This is a genomic window from Paenibacillus sp. Soil724D2 (genome assembly GCF_001427935.1).
In the GTDB taxonomy this organism is placed as follows: Bacteria; Bacillota; Bacilli; order Paenibacillales; family NBRC-103111; genus Paenibacillus_E.
Genome location: NZ_LMRY01000007.1, coordinates 190,499 through 209,767, shown reverse-complemented (window position 1 = coordinate 209,767; position 19,269 = coordinate 190,499). Strand labels below are relative to the sequence as shown.

Annotated in this window: 24 protein-coding genes; 19 read left to right on the top strand and 5 right to left on the bottom strand. The window is 43.3% G+C overall.

Going from position 1 to position 19,269, the window contains the following annotated elements:
• Positions 1-5 precede the first annotated feature (5 nt).
• From ASG85_RS10005 to ASG85_RS09990, 4 genes are all read left to right on the top strand, one after another.
• Positions 6-572, top strand: coding sequence for a hypothetical protein (locus ASG85_RS10005; RefSeq protein ID WP_057305629.1), 567 nt, complete (start codon positions 6-8; stop codon positions 570-572).
• A 444-nt stretch (positions 573-1,016) separates the two neighbouring features.
• Positions 1,017-1,505, top strand: a complete 489-nt coding sequence (locus ASG85_RS10000; RefSeq protein WP_057305628.1) for a MerR family transcriptional regulator — start codon at positions 1,017-1,019, stop codon at positions 1,503-1,505.
• Between the two features lie 18 nt (positions 1,506-1,523).
• The gene (locus tag ASG85_RS09995) at positions 1,524-1,970 is read left to right on the top strand and encodes an SRPBCC family protein (protein WP_060646112.1); all 447 of its coding nucleotides are present in this window, start codon (positions 1,524-1,526) and stop codon (positions 1,968-1,970) included.
• Between the two features lie 13 nt (positions 1,971-1,983).
• Positions 1,984-2,199, top strand: coding sequence for a dihydrofolate reductase family protein (locus ASG85_RS09990; protein ID WP_060646111.1), 216 nt, complete (start codon positions 1,984-1,986; stop codon positions 2,197-2,199).
• Positions 2,200-2,211: 12 nt separating this feature from the next.
• On the opposite strand, the gene ASG85_RS09985 is transcribed toward ASG85_RS09990, so the two are convergent.
• On the bottom strand, positions 2,212-2,622 hold the full coding sequence (locus ASG85_RS09985) for an HNH endonuclease (RefSeq protein WP_057305626.1): 411 nt from the start codon (positions 2,620-2,622) through the stop codon (positions 2,212-2,214).
• Positions 2,623-2,902: 280 nt separating this feature from the next.
• Here ASG85_RS09985 and murD point away from each other — a divergent pair, with 280 nt between their 5' ends.
• From murD to ASG85_RS09920, 13 genes are all read left to right on the top strand, one after another.
• The gene (gene murD / locus ASG85_RS09980) at positions 2,903-4,219 is read left to right on the top strand and encodes a UDP-N-acetylmuramoyl-L-alanine--D-glutamate ligase (RefSeq protein WP_057305625.1); all 1,317 of its coding nucleotides are present in this window, start codon (positions 2,903-2,905) and stop codon (positions 4,217-4,219) included.
• A 343-nt stretch (positions 4,220-4,562) separates the two neighbouring features.
• Positions 4,563-6,029, top strand: a complete 1,467-nt coding sequence (locus tag ASG85_RS09975; protein ID WP_060646110.1) for a hypothetical protein — start codon at positions 4,563-4,565, stop codon at positions 6,027-6,029.
• 90 nt (positions 6,030-6,119) lie between these two features.
• The gene (locus ASG85_RS09970; protein ID WP_057305623.1) at positions 6,120-6,308 is read left to right on the top strand and encodes a hypothetical protein; all 189 of its coding nucleotides are present in this window, start codon (positions 6,120-6,122) and stop codon (positions 6,306-6,308) included.
• A 421-nt stretch (positions 6,309-6,729) separates the two neighbouring features.
• Entirely contained in the window at positions 6,730-7,740 is a 1,011-nt protein-coding gene (gene msrA / locus ASG85_RS09965; protein ID WP_057306283.1) for a peptide-methionine (S)-S-oxide reductase MsrA, read from the top strand.
• On the top strand, positions 7,712-7,972 hold the full coding sequence (locus ASG85_RS09960; protein ID WP_057305622.1) for a hypothetical protein: 261 nt from the start codon (positions 7,712-7,714) through the stop codon (positions 7,970-7,972). Before msrA ends, ASG85_RS09960 begins: the two co-directional genes overlap by 29 nt.
• 127 nt (positions 7,973-8,099) lie before the next feature.
• Complete coding sequence (locus ASG85_RS09955) at positions 8,100-8,528, top strand: organic hydroperoxide resistance protein (protein WP_057305621.1); 429 nt, start codon at positions 8,100-8,102, stop codon at positions 8,526-8,528.
• A 339-nt stretch (positions 8,529-8,867) separates the two neighbouring features.
• Positions 8,868-9,080: a hypothetical protein gene (locus ASG85_RS38835; RefSeq protein ID WP_057305620.1), complete on the top strand. Its 213-nt coding sequence runs from the start codon at positions 8,868-8,870 to the stop codon at positions 9,078-9,080.
• Between the two features lie 190 nt (positions 9,081-9,270).
• On the top strand, positions 9,271-9,699 hold the full coding sequence (locus tag ASG85_RS09945; protein ID WP_057305619.1) for a GNAT family N-acetyltransferase: 429 nt from the start codon (positions 9,271-9,273) through the stop codon (positions 9,697-9,699).
• Positions 9,700-9,856: 157 nt separating this feature from the next.
• Positions 9,857-10,741 (top strand): serine/threonine protein kinase, encoded by an 885-nt coding sequence (locus ASG85_RS09940; RefSeq protein ID WP_057305618.1) that lies wholly within the window; start codon positions 9,857-9,859, stop codon positions 10,739-10,741.
• 62 nt (positions 10,742-10,803) lie between these two features.
• The gene (locus ASG85_RS09935) at positions 10,804-11,730 is read left to right on the top strand and encodes a phosphotransferase family protein (protein WP_057305617.1); all 927 of its coding nucleotides are present in this window, start codon (positions 10,804-10,806) and stop codon (positions 11,728-11,730) included.
• A 97-nt stretch (positions 11,731-11,827) separates the two neighbouring features.
• Complete coding sequence (locus ASG85_RS09930; protein ID WP_057305616.1) at positions 11,828-13,063, top strand: hypothetical protein; 1,236 nt, start codon at positions 11,828-11,830, stop codon at positions 13,061-13,063.
• 16 nt (positions 13,064-13,079) lie between these two features.
• Entirely contained in the window at positions 13,080-14,048 is a 969-nt protein-coding gene (locus ASG85_RS09925; RefSeq protein ID WP_057306282.1) for an MraY family glycosyltransferase, read from the top strand.
• 173 nt (positions 14,049-14,221) lie between these two features.
• Positions 14,222-14,764, top strand: coding sequence for a GNAT family N-acetyltransferase (locus ASG85_RS09920; protein ID WP_063860241.1), 543 nt, complete (start codon positions 14,222-14,224; stop codon positions 14,762-14,764).
• A gap of 314 nt (positions 14,765-15,078) precedes the next feature.
• On the opposite strand, the gene ASG85_RS09915 is transcribed toward ASG85_RS09920, so the two are convergent.
• Both ASG85_RS09915 and ASG85_RS09910 read right to left on the bottom strand, forming a co-directional pair.
• The gene (locus ASG85_RS09915; protein WP_060646109.1) at positions 15,079-15,840 is read right to left on the bottom strand and encodes an SDR family oxidoreductase; all 762 of its coding nucleotides are present in this window, start codon (positions 15,838-15,840) and stop codon (positions 15,079-15,081) included.
• Between the two features lie 106 nt (positions 15,841-15,946).
• A complete protein-coding gene (locus tag ASG85_RS09910; RefSeq protein WP_057305614.1) occupies positions 15,947-16,324 on the bottom strand; it encodes a MerR family transcriptional regulator in 378 nt (125 codons plus the stop codon).
• Between the two features lie 559 nt (positions 16,325-16,883).
• Here ASG85_RS09910 and ASG85_RS37730 point away from each other — a divergent pair.
• Complete coding sequence (locus tag ASG85_RS37730; protein WP_156390165.1) at positions 16,884-17,057, top strand: hypothetical protein; 174 nt, start codon at positions 16,884-16,886, stop codon at positions 17,055-17,057.
• A 220-nt stretch (positions 17,058-17,277) separates the two neighbouring features.
• Complete coding sequence (locus ASG85_RS09905) at positions 17,278-17,853, top strand: MBL fold metallo-hydrolase (protein WP_082562406.1); 576 nt, start codon at positions 17,278-17,280, stop codon at positions 17,851-17,853.
• Positions 17,854-18,119: 266 nt separating this feature from the next.
• Here ASG85_RS09905 and ASG85_RS09900 read toward each other — a convergent pair whose 3' ends face one another.
• Together ASG85_RS09900 and ASG85_RS09895 are read right to left on the bottom strand one after the other, a co-directional pair.
• On the bottom strand, positions 18,120-19,013 hold the full coding sequence (locus ASG85_RS09900) for an SMP-30/gluconolactonase/LRE family protein (protein ID WP_057305612.1): 894 nt from the start codon (positions 19,011-19,013) through the stop codon (positions 18,120-18,122).
• Positions 19,003-19,215, bottom strand: coding sequence for a hypothetical protein (locus tag ASG85_RS09895; RefSeq protein ID WP_156396508.1), 213 nt, complete (start codon positions 19,213-19,215; stop codon positions 19,003-19,005). Before ASG85_RS09895 ends, ASG85_RS09900 begins: the two co-directional genes overlap by 11 nt.
• Between the last annotated feature and the right edge of the window lie 54 nt (positions 19,216-19,269).

Sequence of the window (19,269 nt, the reverse complement as noted above, 5' to 3'; positions counted from 1 at the left end):
ATCGTATGGTCTTTTTGATGAAGGGTCTTTCAAGCGCTCAAGAGCTTCATTCCTATTTTCAACAATACATGTCGAAAACCAATCAGCTAATTTTCACGGCTTTTCTTGCCTCCATCGCAGCTGTCTTGCAAGCCGCCGGCGGTTTTTTGCCGGGTGTCGGATATTTGATCAGCCCCTTTTCTACGGCGCCGATCGTACTATGCACGATTGTTTCCATCCGTTCAGGATTCATGGGGTATATATTGACCATCGTCTTGCTTCTCATTCTGCAGCCGAGCGAAATCATCGTCTTTCCTTTCACAACGGGATTATTGGGGTTGGGTCTTGGCGGAGCCTTCTTGATGCTGAAGCAATGGATCAGTATCATTGCCGCAGCTTCTTTGTTTTTATTTGCCGGGATCAATATCTTGATGTACGGATTGCGTTTCCCCGTTTTGGGGCCGTCTGTTTCTTCAACGTTTCATGTTGTTACATTTGCTTCTATATACATTTTCTCAGCCTTGTACAGCTGGCTATGGGTTGTGATCACCAATGGTTGCATGAAAAAAATGCACTCAATATTGGTCAAATAGAAGTTCTCGAATGGGAAGGGAAAAAATGGACATTTTGCCGATATGTATATGTTTAAAATGAAAAAATGAGAGAGCGAAAGGTGAAACTATGCAGCTGCTTATTCCTGGACAAGATAACCTACTAATTAATCATCTGTGAGGGACTACCCGTAGAGCTGCACGTTAGTTCAAAACATATTTGTCACCCAACAGTCTTTACTTTGTTGGAAGACAATAAAGTTTGGAAATAAACACTTGAAGAAACAAACAATATTTTGTGAAACATATCACAAGCGAGGCGCAATTTTGAGTTTCAACCGCTTTCTGGCTGCGGAAAGTTGCCTCGAAGGGGAATGATGGAGGGAGGACTGATACCTCCAAGAAAAAAAGTCTTGAACATTACGTTACGTAATGTTTTATAATTTAGTTACCGGTAAATGAATGGCGCTGCAGAAGGGGTTGATTATGAAACCGCATTGGAAAGTCGGAGAAATTGCCAAACTGACAGGGTTAACAATTCGAACATTACGATTTTATGATCAAATCGGCTTGTTCTCGCCATCCGATCAGACGGATTCGGGTCACAGGTTGTACACTGAATCTGACATTTCGCGTCTGCACCAAATTCTCTCATTAAAGGAATTGGGTTTAGCGTTGGAGGAAATCAAGTCGCTACTGGCCCAGGAGCATTGCAGTCCAATTGAGATAGTATCCATACAAATTGCCAGTCTAAAAGAAAAAATAAAGATTCAACAGAAGCTTCTTGAAGAGTTAGAACATGTGTCAACACTCATGCAAATGAAGGAACCGTTGACCGTAGACGATTTCACAAAAGTGCTGGTTATGATGAAAAAGAGCCACGACAAATATTTCTTTGAGCGACAGATGAAAGTAGAACAAAGACTCGATCGACTAGGCGACTTCCTCGCCGAACAAGATCTTGACAAACTTTAACATTGGGAGGAACACATGATGAACGAACGATCTGTACACCACGCCACGTTTACTGTTGAGCGAACTTATCAAGCATCACCCGCGCGAGTGTTCGCCGCTTGGGCAGACTCTGAGGCTAAAGCCCGTTGGTTCTCGAAAGCCGATGAATTCGACTTCAGGGTTGGCGGACGGGAATTTAGTCGTGGAGGCCCGCCAGACGGCCCAATCTACACTTTTGACGCCTGCTTTCAGGAAATCGTGCCAAATCAGCGCATTGTCTATTCGTATACCTTGGACATGGGCGAGATGCGAATTTCGGTATCGGTGACGACAGTGGAGTTAAAGCCAACGGATGCAGGCACGAGGTTGATCTTTACAGAACAAGGAACTTATCTCGATGGCCACGATACACCGGAACAGCGTGAACATGGTACGAAGGCCATGCTCGACACTCTCGGGGAGGTATTGATGAACGAATCGAATTAAAAATGGAGGCTGAGTGAGAAAAGTTATTTTATTCATTCATACTTCACTTGATGGCTATATTTCCGGTCCAAATGGAGAAATGGATTGGATCATTTATGATGAAGCATTGCAGAATTATGCCACGGACGTACATAGCACTGTTGACACTGTGTTATACGGGCGCGACGATCCACTAAACAATAAATTCCTCGAATACAGGCAAAAGATAAAAACCGCCTCAAGGCGGTGAAGAGTACTTACATCAGTTCGCTCGACGATGGTTATGTTTAGCTTTAATGATTCGGTAACAGAGCTTTATAGAATTCGGCACGGAAAGTACTTTTTCTAAAAGATATGAGAACGCTGAACGGTTTCCTCGTTTCGTGTTGCATTCCATGCAAGAAGCGAGTAAGTTTTGGGGAAGATCTGAGCCTCCTTTGCTTGAAGGGACAATATGATCTACAGTCGTTGCGGGACGTCCACACCACAAACATGTGTAATGATCCCGTTTTAATGCAGCTTTTCTATAGTCTCGAAATGAAAATGGGTTGTAAAGTAATTGGATTGTCTGCTCGTCAATCCAGACGGCACGGGCTCGATTAACTTCCCTCCAAGCCCGGTGAAGTAAACATGGGGTTAGTTTTTGGCCATCCACATTGAGCACTCTTATCATAGTTAATCGCCTCCTAAGGCTAAAGTTAGTATAACCACAGACAATTTGATTATTTGATACGTGGATATGTATGTTGGAGACGAGAGGAGTATCGGATATCTTTAATACCTTAACAGTTCGATAACGTTGAAGAAGCCTTGTATGGGAAAGCATCCCTGAAAGGCTTTTTTTGATTTTGGCTCTATTAAACCTCGATGTTATTTTATCATTAGCTAAAGGCCAGGATAGTTCCAATATGTGGTATATTTGATTAAATGACATTTTCTAAGCGGAGGTGCTTATGAATCCTGCTTTTGACATCTATATCCAATCGCTGGCCGGTCGGGACGTGACCGTCATCGGCGCCGGCGTTAGCAATTCACCGTTGATCCGCATGCTATGCTCGGCCGGGGCGCGTGTCACCGTACGTGATCGCAATCCTACCCTACCCCGGGAGGAGTGGGACACGCTAGGTGTCGGGTTGCACCTGGGGGAGAATTATCTGGATCACGTTGGGGGCGACGTGGTGTTCCGCACTCCGGGCATGCGCCCAGACCATCCGGCACTGGATTCGGCCCGCGCTGGCGGCAGCCGTGTGACCAGTGAGATGGAGGAGTTCTTTGCGCTGTGTCCTTGTCCTATTTTCGGCGTGACCGGTTCGGACGGTAAGACCACCACCACGTCGTTGATTGCAGACATGCTGGCTGACGGGGGGCGTACGGTGCATCTGGGCGGCAACATTGGCACGCCACTTCTGACGCGCGCGGGCGAGATGTCGCCGCTGGATGCGTGCGCGGTCGAGCTGTCCAGCTTCCAGCTGATGGACATGACGCGCTCTCCCCATGTGGCGGTGATTACCAATCTCTCGCCCAATCACCTCGACTGGCACCGCGACATGGATGAATATACCGCCGCCAAGCGCCGCCTGCTGGATTTTCAGAGTGCTCACGACTTTGCCGTTCTAAACGGCGACAATCCGGCGACCGCCGCACTGCGCGGGCGGGGGCAGACCAAGTATTTTGGCGGGCACACTGTCCACGATGGCGTGATCGACGGTCTATTGCCCATCAGCGACATTCGTTTGCCGGGTTGGTATAACGTAGAGAACGTTATGGCTGCTATGACCGCCGTGCGGGGGACCGTGTCTGATGAGGCAATCCTGGAGACGGTGCGCAACTTCGTCGGCGTGGAGCACCGAAACCAGTGGGTGGCAGCTGTGGGCGGCGTGCATTATTACAACAATTCAATCGGCTCAAGCCCCGCCCGTACCGTAGCCACACTGCATGCGCATGTGGGCCGAGTGCTGCTGATCGCCGGCGGGAGAGATAAGAAAGTACCGTTTGACGAGATGGCTAGGCTGCTGCCTGATCATGTTAAAGTGCTGCTGTTGATCGGAGAAGCAGCCAGTCAAATCGAGGTAGCGGCGCGCAGAGTGCCGAATTGCCCGCCTATTGTCCGCTGCGAAGGCCTGGCCGAGGCAGTGACGCAGGCGCACAAGCTGGCCGCACCGGGTGACACTGTGCTGCTGAGTCCTGCATGCACTGCTTTTGACCAATATCGTAACTTTGAAGAGCGCGGGCGTCACTTTGTAGACTTGGTCGGAGCACTGCACCCTTAAGACGAAAAGGATTGAACAAGACATAAACGTTTGCCGGGGAAAGCTAATTTCCCTGATGTATTTATAGATAGTTCTTAAGAGGAACTGATTAAATGGATTCATTACGCTCTAACTGAAACTTTAGTTCAACAACAGGAGTAGTATGCCGAGGCTAATTGTTTTGAATTGCTAATAAAATTTTCCTGAAATAGCAAAACAACAGTATCGTAACTCTTGCATTTCCCCAAACACAAATCAACCGACACGTGCATAACAAATTCTTTTCCTCTGTTATACCTAGAGCTATAAGCTTGTTCGGTACATAGAAATTAGAGTAGATAATTTTATACAAAGGAGAATTTTTATGAGACGATGGACGTTCTTTTTTATATCCTATTTGCTGCTGTTGTATAGTGTGTTTATAGGCTTTTCGATTACGGCAGAAGCAGCGCGGGATACATCAATCTTGAAATTACCGGAAGAAATTTATTTAAGTGAAAAGCTAACGCCAATCTACGATGATCCTGAAGGCAGCAAACTGTACGACGCGACTCCACAGTTCGTGCGAGTTATCAATGCGGAGGTAAATTGGGATCAAAAGCTATTAGAGAATCAAAGAGATATTTGGTTCGAAATCGAGACGACGGATGGAAACCGTTGGGTAAATGTAGATCATCCTCAGTTTACAGATGCTTACTACAATGACGTGTTGCTAACCGGAGAGGAGCAAGTGTACGAAGAACGTTTCGAAAAGGGTAAGAGACTAGGAGCTGTATCGGCTCAAACGGTTCGGGCGATTTATAGCGCAAATGGGGATTACCTCATTCAAACGTGGCTTGGCTACAATTGGATTCATCCCACCCATCCCGTATACGAGCATGCCCATGTTTATTATGGACCGGTTGGGATATCGATTTCCGTGACTACTCCGATGTTTACCTCGCCAGATGCAGGAGGGGTAGTTATGGGATGGTTATCTTCTCAGGATTTAGTAAGCTCCCTACGTGTGAACGATGACTGGTACTACGTAGATTCATGGCAGGGACCGCGCTGGGTGAATATTAACATTGGTTATCCAAAGGATTTAAGAATAGAGGATAAAGAACTTAAACTAACTTTAAATACACCTGTTTACGAACACCCGAATAAAAAAGCAAAGGTACTTGCTACTTTATCTCCACAAACTGTCGATGTATATGAACGTGGAAGTGGCTGGCAGCACATTCACAGCCAGTGGTTGGGAGACGCATGGATTTATGCTGCCGACTCTGCGTTAGATCCAGAATTGTATGAACTTCCATCCCAAGTAGAAGTAAAGCAAATTTCTTCGAAATGGAGTGAACATACATATGATTTTGGAGCAGGGTGGCGAGGTTCTCCGTTTGCGACGGGAGTTAGTGCGGTAAGCAGCGTCATTAATCAACCTTTCGGTTTTATTGGTGCCGGAGATCCGATTGATATTTCATTCCAAGTTGCAAATGTAAGTGAGGATGATCTTACACTCGTTGAAAGCACATCTTTTGAAATTCAGATTCTGCAAATGGATCGATCAGATCGGAATGCGCCGGGTACTCTCGTATGGTCCGGCAAGCTTCCTGCCTTAAACAAAACCTTTCCCAAGGTAGGAGACGAAATTTATAGTCAGGAGTTGTCATTTAAATGGGATCAAAAAGACGTGAATGGTAAACAAGTTCCATTTGGAGATTACCAGGTAACCTTAAAGAGACCAACAATGATTCAGTATAAGAAAACAAATTCGGATGTTCTACTTGAACAAAAGGAAGAAGGTCATATGCGATCGCAGATGCAGTTCACTATCGCTGCTCCATAATCCTTTATCGATCTTTTCTATCCAATTTCTCCAATAACGCCGTCGAAAGGGTTATATATGTTATGAAAATCAAGAAAGCCTTTCATCACGATGATAGTGCGCGCAATTGTGATTGTAGCTGGGACCATTACGGTCTGTGCGACTTCTGTGCTGAACAAAACGGAAGCTGCTCCAGAATGTTACGGAAGGAACTGTGAAAAATCATTTGTCGAATCTTTTGCCAAGCTCGGTCTTCGCGATAGAACGCAAGCTGCGCTATTCGCCATCTATTATAATTGAAAGAGCATGACTTTTGGCATAGAGCATGAAATTTATCATGCTTTAGCGATCAAATGTTGTGCTCTTTTTGATGTAAAGACATGACTTTCCACAGGTTTGCATGCGCGCTATTCTTGTTAAAATCTAAGTAATGAAAAACAAAAGAAGGATAGGCGTGAAAAAATTTGGCTTAACGGTTCGATTCGTCCTTTTGGTTGTTGTTATTACATTAGTGGTTGGAACTTTGTATGAAGTAATTTGTTTTCTGAACTATTAAGAGACTAGGGTGTACGCTATCCCATTATGTACCGCGGAGGTGTAAGGGAACATGAAGGTAACAAACCGCAAATTATTGGCGCTGTCCATAACTCTACTTGTCTTTCTTGGTTACTCCTTTTTAAGTTTAAATCACAAAAAAGACATCGTGAAAGCTCAAGATGCGATGACAACAGCGAATGAAATTTCGAACACGCCAGACGAAACGGCTATTTTTGCAGGTGGCTGCTTCTGGTTGCTGGAAGAGGTATTTGAGAAGCTTGATGGTGTGTTAGGCGTTGAAAGCGGCTATACGGGAGGCCATAAGGAAAATCCTACTTATGAAGAAGTGGGGTCTCTAACTACGGGACATCTCGAATCGGTGGAAGTTCGATATAACCCGAATCAGATTTCATATGATAAACTACTGCAAATTTTCTGGCGAAACGTTGATCCAACGGATGCAGAGGGACAATTTGCTAATCGCGGCAGCGAATATCAAACCGCCATATTTTATAAAAATAATGAACAAAAGGAGTTGGCTGAGGCGTCCAGAGATGCTTTAGTAGCTTCAGAAAGGTTCAAAAAACCGATTATAACGAAGATTGAATCTGCATCAACCTTTTACAAGGCGGAAGCAGAGCATCAAAACTTTTTCAAGAATAACCCGATCAGTTTCAAAATCAATTTGCTCGGCTCAGGCCGCGATGCAAGCTTAGATAGAGTTTGGGGGAGTGACAGAAACGTGAACATTCAAAAAGGTTTTAATAAGGAAGAAAAGCTGAAAACGCTGACTAAACTCCAATATGAGGTCACTCAACATGGGGTTGACGAAGAGCCATTTAATAACGAATACTGGGACAACAACGAGCAAGGCATTTACGTGGATATCGTTTCCGGCGAGCCGCTGTTTAGCTCGAAGGACAAATTTGATGCAGGTGTAGGCTGGCCAAATTTCATAAAACCACTGGAGCCCAACAATCTGATTGTGAAAAATAGCTATGGCTTTGTGTCTGTAGCTCCCGAGGTTAAAAGCAAGAATGCCGATTCCTTTCTTGGCCACAAGTTCAATAACGGTCCCAAACCAACGGGAGTACGATACTGCATTAATTCTGCGGCTTTAAAATTTATACCGAAGCATGAACTTGAAGAAAGAGGCTACGGTGCGTATGTCCAGCTTTTTGGTAAACAGTCATGATGAGTTCGATTTTCACAAACCAAAAACAGCTTCTCGAAATTTGATTTACTCCATTTACGGTAGAGTAGTTAAACCAGCTATTGGAGTTGGAATAAATTTAGGGCAACTGTCGCCGCATAATTTGCCCGCATGCTTGGAAGGTGCGATGGGTACTATATTTAAGGATGCGAATGGCTATGTTCTAGCCATGAATATGGGCATCGCTATCAGAGGCCGTATAAAAAAGCGTTAGCGGAAGCCCATCTAGTTTGCCTTATGCCAAAGCAACCCGTGGCAATATCGAATTAGTAACGAACGCAGTTGGTTTATCAGCGCACAAAAAGTATATAATAATCCAGTAATAAAAGGAGAGTTTCGGAATGGTAAAAATGGAAAAGAAATTGTATACGGCTACTGTAAACGTTAAAGGCGGAAGAGATGGCAAAGCTGTTTCCAATGATGGCAATCTTAACTTGGACTTGAGATATCCTAAGGAATTAGGGGGTAATGGAGCCGGAACAAACCCAGAACAACTCTTCGCCGCAGGATTTGCCGCATGCTTTGAAGGTGCGATGGGTACTATTCTTAGAAAAAAGAATATTAAAGCGGAAGGTATAACAATCGAGTCTAATGTTACGCTTGGCAAGGATGCGAGCGACGGCTATGTACTAGCCATGAATATGGACATCACTATAAGTGGCGTAGAAACAAGCGTGGCTGAGGAAATCGTCGCGGAAGCCCATCTGGTTTGCCCATATGCCAAAGCAACCCGTGGCAATATCGAAGTAGTAACTAACGTAGTTGGTTAATCAGCACACAAACCGATGAGAATAGCAATTCGTGATTACGTCAATCATTAAATAAACAGCCTGACAAAATAAAGCACTGGCGCACCCATCTGAGTGAGAGTTCATTTCACATGGGTTTTTTTGATATAAAACGAGTTTGTGGCATTTCGTTTTATGGGGTAGGGAGTAAAGAATAAGCGGACCGCTTGATTGTGACACAAACCCTATGTAGTTTCTTGTCGTGTGACAAGAACATTATCTCATTCCCGACGGTTTGCAGTGACCTTAATGATTAAGCTAACGGATAGGATAGTTATAACTTAAATTTATGTGGTAAAATATGGTGCGAGGAGGGATTTTATGGGTTCGCGGTTGATGCATTTAATAATTGCTGAGATAGTCGCTTCTAGCCTCGATATTATTAAAAACAAGAGAGAATTTTTAATTGGTTCAATTGCTCCTGATGCTGCTATCTCGTTTGAAAGGAAAGTTAAAGATGACTACTCATTAGGTTATTTGACTCATTTAATTTCCGACAACGTATGGAGTATATCTATTATCCATATGAATTGAAGAAATTACTTCTGACTCCACACATGATTAAGCTAAACGGAAATAATATTTGAAATACGGCAGGCAGTTGGCCTGCTTTTTTCATTGAAAGGGCAGGATAGCTTAATCACTTGAATACTTCTAAATACGAATAATTTGCGTAAATATATCGTTATATGCAATTAGCCTAATAAAAAGGAGTCGAATCGATATGATTCGTGAAGCTGAACGAACTGATAGAGATCAACTGTTCGAACTCTATCGAATGCTAGTACCAAATAGTAAGAAAATGAATGTTCTTGAAGAACAAATTAATACAATTAGAAATGACCCTAACAATTTTTTACTTGTATACGATGAAGAAGGAAAAATATTAGGGACAGTGACACTAAACATATGTTTACAGGCTTTACATGGCACAAGACCGTATGGAGTAGTTGAGAACATAATTGTCCACGAGAATCATCGAAGTAAGAATATTGGACGAAAACTTTTACAATATGTTGAGGATTATTGTAGATTAATAAATTGTCATAGGATTATGCTTCTAAGTAATTCAACCCGTGAAAGAGCACATCAGTTTTTCGAAAGGGAAGGATATAAAGGATCGATAAGTAAAGGATTTAAAAAATATTTATAAATCATGCTCTGTGGTGCATTGCAAGAGATGCATGGACGGGGAGATTTGCTCAATAACGGGAGGAGAATATTTATTTATAATGTTATTTTATCTGGTGCTGATACAGATAAATTAGATATGTTCAATGGAAGGAGACTACATTTGGAGGAGGAAGCAAATGAATGGTTCTTTAGATATTAAAATTGACGATGTTATGTTCCAGTTACAAGAAGAACATGATTTTGGTTGGCTTGCGAAGTTGGGGCATGTATTTGAAGTCTTTTCCCAGCAGGATTCTGGCAATATAAGCTTTGGTATTGAGAAAAATAGCGAAAGATTTTTCATCAAATATGCTGGTGCTAAAGGCACAGCATTTTCGGGTGACCCTCAAGATGCAATAAACAATTTAAAAAATGCCATGCCACTTTATAGAGAATTAAGCCACCCCTCCCTAATTAAACTAATTGATCATTATGAAGTTGGATCTGGCTACGCAGCTGTATTTGAATGGTTCGACGGTGAATCTCTTCATCCGCATTGGTCTTTTCCGCCCCCAGCGAAGTACAATAATCCAAATTCCCCATTTTATAGGTATAAACAATTATCAGTCGCACAGAGGTTAATCTCGTTGGATCACATTTATTCCTTTCATGAATTTGTCGAGAAAAAAGACTTTGTCGCCATTGATTTTTATGATGGGAGTCTGCTGTACGATTTCTCCAAAAATGAGACTAAAATATGCGATATTGATCTTTATCAAAGAAGACCATATTACAATACAATGGGGAGATTATGGGGATCCTCTCGATTCATGTCCCCCGAAGAGTTTTCTCTCGGAGCTGAGATTGATGGTAGGACAAACGTATTTACCATGGGAGCAACATCGTTTGCTTTGCTTGGAGGAGAGCTTGATCGTTCATTTGAACACTGGGAAGCTGGAAAGGAACTTTATGAGATAGCTTTAAGGGCTGTTGAACCAAGTAGAAAAAATAGGTATGGCAGTGTGTCAGAATTTAAATCTGCATGGGATTCGGCAGTTAAATTCACTGATTTGCAAAGCTAACGGAAACAATAGAGTAGTTACAATAAGGAGGGTCTTGTAACAAAACGAGGGGAAGTGTAGCAATGACTGCATACGAAAAACCAAGCTTGGACATAAGTATGGTTGAGGGAGTATTAAGGACTCATCTAGGTTCTAAAGTGGCAGAGATAACGCCAATGGCTGGCGGTAACTTGAGCAGTGTTTACTCTTTCAGCCATGAAGGAAAAGGATACGTAATTAAATTCAGTGACATGGAGGGAGCGTATCAAACTGAACGCTATATTTCGGATCTGCTCTCTAGCCAGGGCATACCGTTCCCTAAATGTTTTGGACAAGGGAAAGTCGGACATCTAGAATACTCCATAATGGAACGAATTGATGGCGGCAATCTAGCGGATTTCTCAGCTGAGCAGCAAAACCGCCAACTTCCAGAGCTTATAAGGATCTTGACACGTATAAATCATGTGGATCTCGGGTCAACAAGCGGATATGGGTGGATCGGGCCTAAAGGTGACGGAGCATTTCAAACATGGAAGGACTATTTGGTTACATCATTTGCAGAAGATCAGACAGGGACCTTCTGGGAGAATTGGTGCGAATTATTTCAAAGTACTTGTTTAGAAAAAGACGTGTTCGATGAATGTTATAGCCGTTTAATGGCTTACTTACCGTATAATGAACCCCACCGCTACTTTATTCATGGAGATTTTCACCAATGGAATATCCTATCCGACGGCACACGTATAGCCGGTATCATTGATGGTAACTATGCATATGGCGATTTTCTTGTCGATCTCGCAATTCTCGATAGACACATGGAGGGTCGTGAAGTAATTCGAGCTTATCAAGACTATCAAGAAAAAGTTGGAATAATGATCCCGGATTTCAAAGAGAGATTAATTGGAGCTTATTATTTTAAAGGAATAGATGGACTTCGTTTCTATGCAAAAATGGGATGGAAAGATGCTTACTACAGTACTCGTAACTTTCTTCTCAACTTAATTACTTGAGTAATTCTTAAGCTAATAAAATTCGAATATCACCTGATGGAACCATTTGGAAGAATCAAACGTCAACTTTTTAGATCTATTATGAGGAGGCTTGCTTTTGAAAAAAATAGCGTTGATCCTAGTTCTGTGCATGATTAATATGTCTACTGGCGTCCTAGCGGCGTCAGATCTGCAAAGCGGCAAAGCAAACCTGCCTCAGGGGATACCTAAGACAATTAGTCTTTTGGACACTACACCGCTGTATGCGGAACCTTCGTACGATCTTCAAGAGCCGCTGGCTGAGCTCAGTCCTCAGGATGTTGAGGTAGTCTCTACACAGTATGGGGATCAGAATTACGCTTCACCCCTTTCGTATACGTGGGTTCAGATTCATACGACATGGCTAGGAGATTTGTGGATTAAAATGGAGAATCGTAAACTTGGTGTCATCCGGCCACTGGACTTAGATATTCATTTAGGTGAAGAAACACCACTGTACAATCTGCCTTATTCCGAATCTTTGAACGGAGCCAGCCTATCGCCACAGAACGTGCACGCTAAAGCTGAATTCGTCACGCCTTCCGGTTTCTACGCTATTCAAATAGAAACCTCTTGGTTAGGCGATCAATGGTTGCTACAACCTAATGTAAGCAATGGCATAGCAGAAACTCTCTCATTACCCACTGCAACAAGCCCAGATTACGAGGATACGATGCTAATTAAAAACATTCAAGTTGTCAAGTTGGGAGAACGAACTTTTGTCAAAGGAGATTTGGTTCTTCAGAAAGAGGCTTGGGAACGTGGAAGAGCTAAGCCTAGGGGCGATGTTGCAGTTTCCGGCAAGCTTACGTTTATGGATATGTCAGGAAAAACCGTGTCAAGAGTGCCTTATGCTGTTTGGTCCAAAGCAGGGGAAAGTCTGAATTCATCCCTTTTTCTGCCTGTCAATGTGGACCTGTCTTCAGCTGTTGTAGCAACCTTGCAGGATACGTTTCCTTTGTACTTCGGATTACCTCTACCGCCCTTGTTAAATCTCACGGATCCGGATGGAAAAGTATTAGTAGGTATTCTTCGTCATTATTATACAGGAGATTACTCTATTGCGAGAGCCTGGATTAGTGGAAAATTGCCTGGGAAGCATACGTACCAATTGACACTGAACTTTTATTCAAAGGACAATCAATTGTTAGGAACCGCGCATGTTACCCAACTTCTACACGGCCCTGAATCGCCGGATCAAGCGGGAGATGAAGGTGGTGGAACACCATACAGCATAGATATTGTAGGCCAAGGTGATTGGACGAATTACTTAAAGGTTACAATTAAAGTAGATCAAGTATCAGATCATTCATAATCAGCATTCATTGGAGTTGGTATTTATCGCATACGCAGCAGCATTTCTACTATCTTTTTTTATCGTCTACTTATTAATTCCCCCACTGGGTAAATTGGCGTTTCGTCTTAACTTTGTGGATAGACCTAGGCAAGATGTCGAAAGAAAAATACACCGTGAACCGATTCCGCTAACAGCGAGTTACGCTATTTTTATAGGCTTCATCATTACTTTATTGTTATTTATAAAAGGTTTTACGCTCCAGACAGGGGCTATTGTAGCTGGGTCTGTGCTTTTACTGATCATTGGTACCGTGGATGACTGGTATAAAACCAATGGCAAAGATTTTCCGAGTTTACCTAAGTTCATTGTTCAGGTATCCTCGGCTGTGCTGGTGTATGCCTCTGGGATCACATTTAGTGGATTTTACAATCCGTTTAGCGGAGAATTTGTGCTGCTCTCCGATTGGATGCAGTTCATTTTAACTATCCTATGGATATTCGGCGTGACGACAGTAATTAATTTCTCGGATGGGATGGATGGTTTGGCTGGGGGTCTTTCAGCGATATCCGCAATCACTTTGTTCGTTGTGGCGTTAGCAAAAGGTCAATCCGACTCCGCCATGATGGCCATAATCCTTGTCGGCGTCACCGTCGCCTATCTACGCTATAACAAGCCACCAGCCAAAGTGTTTATGGGGGATGCGGGGGCAACATTTCTTGGCTTCATTCTGGGTGTGATTGCTCTGGATGGTGCCTTCAAACAGGCAACGATTTTGTCCCTTTTTATTCCTTTCTTGGCGCTTGGTGTTCCCATTTTTGATAATATATTTGTTGTCATCAAACGTTTATTACAAGGCAAACCAGTCTATCAGGCCGATGCAAGTCAGGCCCATTACCGATTGCTTCGTACAGGACTTAGCCCGAAACAGGTTGTCATGTTCCTCTATTTGATTAGCGGCTGCTTAAGCTTGTCGTCCATCATATTGCTTTTACTTCATGTGTAACTTATCCTCTTCATTGAGTGTCAGGTGACAAGGATATTATCCATACAATCCGCTTAAATTGCCCCTTAGGGCCGGTTTCGTATAATCGCAGCATTAGTCTCATCCAATCAATATCCGAACCTTCCCTCTTGTGATATAATTATCCATTATCTTAGTTTGTGGGGATGGTGCATATGTCGGAGCAGCAAGTGTACGTTCGGTTCCCTGAGGAGGCGGACGCCGGAGAATTAACAGCAATGTATAAGCGTAATCGGGAGTTCTTTAATAAGTTTTCGCCAAGCAACCCGGAGGAATACTATACGGAGGAGCACCAGCTCCAATCGATTATTAAGAGCAAGGCTGACAGGGTGGAGGATCGGAAATATGCTTTTTTGGTATGCCACAAGGAGGACGACCGGATTATTGGCAACATAGGGCTATCCTTTGTGGCGCGGGGACCGCTTCAAAGCTGCATGATCGGATACAGCCTTGACCAGGCTTATAACGGCAATGGCTATATGACGGAGGCAGTGAAGCAGGTGGTACGCTATGCCTTCGAGGAGCTGAAGTTTCACCGGATCGTCGGGGAAGCCTCACCCCGAAATCCAGGATCTATCCGCGTACTTGAGAATGCCGGATTCCACAAAGAAGGCATCTCCCGAAGCAACGTGAAGATCAACGGGGTGTGGGAAGATCATCAGGTTCTGGCCCTTATCAATCCGTCCGAGGATATCTAATCAACCAACGATGAATAATAACGCAGGAGCTGCATTGAAGCAGCTCTTTTTTGATTTCAATGATAGAGTAAATATTTGTCTTTACTATTATTATTTTGCTAAAAGTGCTTGCAAGTTTCCAATGGAATTTCCATTATTAACTTTTGAATATTCTTAGTATGAGTTCAATCTACTAAGTGGTTTAATTACTAGTGAACCTGAAGTTGGATGGATAACTAAAAGAATGAAAACTCGCCAACACTACGGCGAGTTTTTCTTTTTATATGCCAAGGAGAAGTCAAAAGAATTGACATTTTGATTTATGATCTCGGAAGTTATTCAATTGTGTTTTTCGTGGCCTTATACATCTTTTCAGCGTACTCGTCGACTTCATCTCGCGACATGCGTAAGCGATTCACAGAAGTACCATATCCAATTTCCTTTTTACCCTCTTCTAATCCTTTGAAAATTCCATCTGCGAAGGCATCTAATGGTTCTCCTTGAATATGTAACCCCGCTCCACCTAAATTTGTATTCACTGCCGGAGGTGCAACTTCAATCACTTCTACAGACGTATCAGAGAGTTGGTGTCTTAGACTCATTGTAAATGAATGAAGCGCCGCTTTTGTTGCTGAATAAATCGGAGCAATCGCAAACGGCGTAAAAGCTAGCCCAGATGTCACGTTAATGATAGTCGCCTCTTCTTTTGTTGCAAAAAATGGAGCGAACAGCATAGAGAGATGGAAAGGTGCTTCAATGTTGGTTGTGATTTCTTTACTGAAATAACTCCAATTGTTCTTCGCATCCGCTTTTAGCACATTAAAGCGTTGTTGGATTCCTGCATTGTTAACTAACACATTCACTTCTGGATAGTTCGCTGTTACCCAATCAAATAATGCTACACGCTCGGATTCAATATCCAAATTACTTACACGAGTAATAAGGCTAGGGGATTTTTCTTTCGCATTTTGAAGTACATTTTCACGTCGTCCACAAACAATGACTTTATTTCCAGCTTTTATAAAGCGCTCTGCAAAAGCTAATCCTATTCCAGAACTTCCGCCTGTAATAAGTATTGTATTTCCTGAAAGTTTCATGATAGTTCCTCTTCTCCATAATTTTCTTCACTCAATTGTTTATCAATTTCAAAGCAATAAAGCCAATTCATTTATATGCGTCAGTTACTAATACTTTTTCATCTTATCATTCTTCTTTTCTTTCCTGAGTACGTTTTGTATAACGTGTAATTTTTACGTCAATTCCTTTTAAGGATTCGGTCATCAACGAAATTTCAGCTAGCACAGCTTGCTTGTGATTCTTCATCATTCCAAGCCGGAGTTGGGTGGTGTTATCTCCTTCTACTACCCAGTCAACATATTGCTTGATACCACTTATTGGCATGTGCGTGTTTTTTAAATAAATAACGATTTCAAGGAGCGTAATTTGATCTTCTGAAAATAACCGCCTACCAGCTTTATCACGCTCGATTAGTGGAAGTAGTCCTTTTTTTTCATAATAACGTAATGTGGATTCTGGAATATTGAATTTTTTTGAAGCTTCGCTAATTGAACAATACTTCATCTGGAGGCCCCCAAATTTTATCTTTCATTGTCGACAAGAATAGGATACTACTTAAACCACGGTTTAAGTCAATAAAAAAATATTTTGTCTCCAATCGATGCTTTCTGCGGTCTTGAATGGGCCAAGTTATAGGGCCTGTAAACACAAATTGAAGCGATGCCGATAGCCTTGATGAAAATGCATTGAACCTTAACCCTCAAGTGAAAACGTTCTTGGATAGCTTGAACAAATTTTCATCCAATCTTATGCAGATATGTCTGGTACTTGGACAGAATCTGCATTTTTTTGTTTTACAGTTTGTAAGAATTGTGAATCGGCATTACAGCGACAACAATCGTGTTATCGGCCACTTTATTTGACGGTGAAATCGGAACCGCCAATGGTGGCTTTTTGCTTTCGTTACCGACAGGATGCACAAATTGTTAGCGATTCCCGGAATACTTCCCGATTTTATCCTCTAATCTTCCCTATGGATTTCCCGGCCATGTCTCATGCTAAGGGAGTGCACCCGCTGTAAGATGAATGTAGTAAGTGAATTCATTTTATGGAGGTTATAACGATGAACAAAATGAACAAAGCAGTGAAATGGATGTTGGGAGCTGCGTTGATTGCAGCAATTGCTGTTCCAACAACGGTAAGCGCAAAGCCGGAAGCAAAGCCGGAGATGGCTTCAGCCTCGAAACAGGGAGCGATGTTTGCAGCTAAGCCGGAGGCAAAACCAGAGGTAGCTTAACCGGGACGGAATTATACCTTGTTGTTAAGATTCCTTAGAATTTCATTTGTAGAAAAAGGACCTTTATCGGTGACGAGCCGGTAAAAGGTCCTTTTTAAATTCTTTAATGGCAACACAACTGAGCCTACATTCCCATGAAAATTAATAAGCTCTCGTTCTTTAAAGCTTAGCGTAGAGATGCTCGATTTTGTGTTGAGCTCGCCTAGCGGAGCAAGCCGGAATCACCGGGCGGCCTCTGCGCGCCATCGTTTTGACACATCAGGACATCGATCACATCGGCAGCTTGCCGGAGTTTCTGAAGAAAGCGGGTGCAGCACCGTTTGAAGTATATGCCCATGAAGATGACAGGGACACGATCGACGGGAAAGCACCGTTACTGAAATTTCCTCCGGACAGATTACAGGCCGAGGTGGCAACCTTACCGGACGAGGTACGCATTCCATTCGAGAATGTCTTCCTCCATCCGTCCAAGCCGAACGTGACGCGGCTATTGGTGGACGGCGAGACACTTCCGCTCGGCGACGGTTTGACGGTCATCCATACGCCGGGTCATACGCCGGGCCATGTCAGCCTTTACCATCATGCGAACAAGACGTTGATTGCCGGGGACGCCTTGGTGATCAACAACGGTGAGTTGCAATGTTCATCTCCCTACTCAACGATTGACATGGAGAACGCTATCCGCTCGTTGGAGAAATTCAAACCGTTCGACATCGAAAGCGTCGTCTGCTACCACGGCGGACTGATGCGAGGAGACATTAACAAGCAGATCGCGGATTTGACCGTAAGGTTGTAATCTGTTTCCCGAGCGCTTCGCGACTTATCTAATTTAACGCCTTTCCCTCCAACACAGGCGCCACATTGAAGATGACCTCGTCGTGATTGTCTTGCGGCGCTTAGGCAAAGAGTTATAACGAGTTAAGCTAACGGAAAAGTATGACAAGTTCTGCTATAAGCGACTAACATCGTGAAAAGCAGGAGATTACAATGAGTAATCTTAACTTTACAACCGAGGATGGGAATGATGGAACCATGTATCCTGAAACTATTATTCGCTTCGGATCAAAATCCTGCTTTAGTCACCCCAACGGGTATCTTGTATACGGAGGAAGTGGCGGTAATATACATGGTCCGTCCTGATAATCCTCCCCACGTTAAATTGGAAGTTATTTCGGGAATCTTCAACAATCCGATAACGCTTCCGTCTGGTTCAAACACCCATACTCCTCCCGGTCCTGCGCAGTACACGTGCCCCTCTTCGTCTACCTTCAAGCCATCGGCGACGCCTTCTCCCATACTCACGTCCAGCTTGGCGAACAGTCTGCCGTACACCAATCGGCCATGGTTATCAAGATCGAACACTCTGATATGCTGACGTTCCGTGTCGCTGACATACAGCTTTCGTTCATCAGGCGATAACGCTAAACCGTTAGGACCAGCAAAGTCATTGATAAGTAGTGTCAGTTTGCCTGACGGAGATAACCTGTAGACTCCCTGAAATAACTGCTCTTGCGCTTTCGGTGCTTGCAATTCATTCACTAAACCGTAATTGGGGTCTGTGAAGTAAATGGAGCGGTCCGAAGCTACAATCACATCGTTCGGACTGTTCAAGCGTTTACCCTCATAGCGGTCAGCCAGCGTAACGATCGGTCCAATCGAATCATACAGGGAATATAAAGAGAGCCTTCGACCAGCATGTTCGCAAGCAATGAGCCGCTGTTCGGCGTCAAATGCCAGTCCGTTCGACATTCCGCTTGGACGCCGCACTACGGAGAGATGGTCCTGCTCCTTCAAGCGATAAATCGTGTTTGCCTTAATATCGCTGAATACAAGCGAGCCGTCCGTTTTATCCCAAGCTGGACCCTCGGTAAAAATAAATCCGGTGGCTGCCTGTTCGAGACAGGTGATCTGAGGAAACAAATCATAAAATACGTTAGATGCAATATCAGCTTTCATTTTTTTTACCTGCAGCTTCCAAATGTATTTCTTCTTTAAGACCCAAGATGAGTTTTTTCTTAGGATATGCAGGAAACATGTTCGTCGTCAATAACATCACAACATAAACGTTCAATATTATTAGTACTTGGTAGTGGAAATGTCCAAAGAAGAAGGAGCGAAGTGCTCCTTCTTTTTTACAAACCGAGATCATTTGAATCAAAGAGAAACCTCTCATTGGATACACCTCGGTGCTCCTTTTTATGAAAATCACAGA

Bases quoted from the DNA above. Each gene is read 5' to 3' on its own strand.
- ASG85_RS37730 (WP_156390165.1), top strand. From the start codon at position 16,884: ATGAACAAAATGAACAAAGCAGTGAAATGGATGTTGGGAGCTGCGTTG.
- ASG85_RS09970 (WP_057305623.1), top strand. From the start codon at position 6,120: ATGATAGTGCGCGCAATTGTGATTGTAGCTGGGACCATTACGGTCTGT.
- ASG85_RS09985 (WP_057305626.1), bottom strand. From the start codon at position 2,622: ATGATAAGAGTGCTCAATGTGGATGGCCAAAAACTAACCCCATGTTTA.
- ASG85_RS09995 (WP_060646112.1), top strand. From the start codon at position 1,524: ATGAACGAACGATCTGTACACCACGCCACGTTTACTGTTGAGCGAACT.
- ASG85_RS09955 (WP_057305621.1), top strand. From the start codon at position 8,100: ATGGTAAAAATGGAAAAGAAATTGTATACGGCTACTGTAAACGTTAAA.
- ASG85_RS10005 (WP_057305629.1), top strand. From the start codon at position 6: ATGGTCTTTTTGATGAAGGGTCTTTCAAGCGCTCAAGAGCTTCATTCC.
- ASG85_RS09945 (WP_057305619.1), top strand. From the start codon at position 9,271: ATGATTCGTGAAGCTGAACGAACTGATAGAGATCAACTGTTCGAACTC.
- ASG85_RS09910 (WP_057305614.1), bottom strand. From the start codon at position 16,324: ATGAAGTATTGTTCAATTAGCGAAGCTTCAAAAAAATTCAATATTCCA.
- ASG85_RS09960 (WP_057305622.1), top strand. From the start codon at position 7,712: ATGTCCAGCTTTTTGGTAAACAGTCATGATGAGTTCGATTTTCACAAA.
- ASG85_RS09940 (WP_057305618.1), top strand. From the start codon at position 9,857: ATGAATGGTTCTTTAGATATTAAAATTGACGATGTTATGTTCCAGTTA.
- ASG85_RS10000 (WP_057305628.1), top strand. From the start codon at position 1,017: ATGAAACCGCATTGGAAAGTCGGAGAAATTGCCAAACTGACAGGGTTA.
- ASG85_RS09935 (WP_057305617.1), top strand. From the start codon at position 10,804: ATGACTGCATACGAAAAACCAAGCTTGGACATAAGTATGGTTGAGGGA.
- ASG85_RS09975 (WP_060646110.1), top strand. From the start codon at position 4,563: ATGAGACGATGGACGTTCTTTTTTATATCCTATTTGCTGCTGTTGTAT.
- ASG85_RS38835 (WP_057305620.1), top strand. From the start codon at position 8,868: ATGGGTTCGCGGTTGATGCATTTAATAATTGCTGAGATAGTCGCTTCT.
- murD (WP_057305625.1), top strand. From the start codon at position 2,903: ATGAATCCTGCTTTTGACATCTATATCCAATCGCTGGCCGGTCGGGAC.
- ASG85_RS09900 (WP_057305612.1), bottom strand. From the start codon at position 19,013: ATGAAAGCTGATATTGCATCTAACGTATTTTATGATTTGTTTCCTCAG.
- ASG85_RS09920 (WP_063860241.1), top strand. From the start codon at position 14,222: ATGTCGGAGCAGCAAGTGTACGTTCGGTTCCCTGAGGAGGCGGACGCC.
- msrA (WP_057306283.1), top strand. From the start codon at position 6,730: ATGACAACAGCGAATGAAATTTCGAACACGCCAGACGAAACGGCTATT.
- ASG85_RS09915 (WP_060646109.1), bottom strand. From the start codon at position 15,840: ATGAAACTTTCAGGAAATACAATACTTATTACAGGCGGAAGTTCTGGA.